Here is a 665-nt window from a genome sequence, read left to right as displayed (position 1 = left end):
CGACCTCGCCGTCGTGGCCCTGCACAGCGATCTGCTCGCACATCCCAATCAGCGGCCGAGTCGTCCTGGGGGTGCCAGGCGGCCAAGCCTCCGGAACCACACGTTCGGCAGCGTCATGAAAGCCACACCCGGCACCCCTGGGTGAGCCAACCCTACGAATGGCTCGCTCAGCCCGATCAAGAAGGTAGGGCGTCATGACGACCGTCCTCACGCGGCAGGTGTTCCGCCTGCCCGACCTCGGCGAGGGCCTGACCGAGGCCGAGGTCGTCGAATGGAAGGTCGCCGTCGGCGACACGGTCGAGGTTGACCAGATCGTGGTGGAGGTCGAGACCGCCAAGGCGGCCGTGGAGGTGCCGGTCCCCTACGCCGGGACCGTCCGGAGACTGTGCGCGGAGCCGGGCGCCGTCCTGGCGGTCGGCGAACCTCTCATCGAGGTCGGCCCGGCCGACGCCACGGACGAGACGGCACGTCCCGCCGACACCGCGTCTCCGTCTCCGGCGGACGGGCCGGGTACGCACCCCGACGCCGCCCGCTACCGGGAGGAGGAGCAGGCCGGTTCCGGCAACGTCCTGATCGGCTACGGCACCGGCCATGGCTCCGGGACGCGCAGGCGGCGCCGCGGCGGCTCCCGGCCCGCCGGCCGGAGTGCCGCCGAAGCCCCGCCG

1 protein-coding gene is annotated in these 665 nt (G+C 72.9%); it reads left to right on the top strand.

Features of this window, described 5'->3' with window-relative positions; translation table 11 throughout:
* Positions 1–194 precede the first annotated feature (194 nt).
* Positions 195–665 (top strand): biotin/lipoyl-containing protein (locus ACFFNX_RS51900; protein ID WP_378213885.1); only part of this gene is annotated, 471 nt, incomplete at its 3' end.

This window comes from Actinoallomurus acaciae, assembly GCF_042429965.1.
Lineage (GTDB): Bacteria > Actinomycetota > Actinomycetes > Streptosporangiales > Streptosporangiaceae > Actinoallomurus > Actinoallomurus acaciae.
Note: the sequence above shows the minus strand (reverse complement) of the source record. Positions and strands in the feature narration are given on the sequence as shown.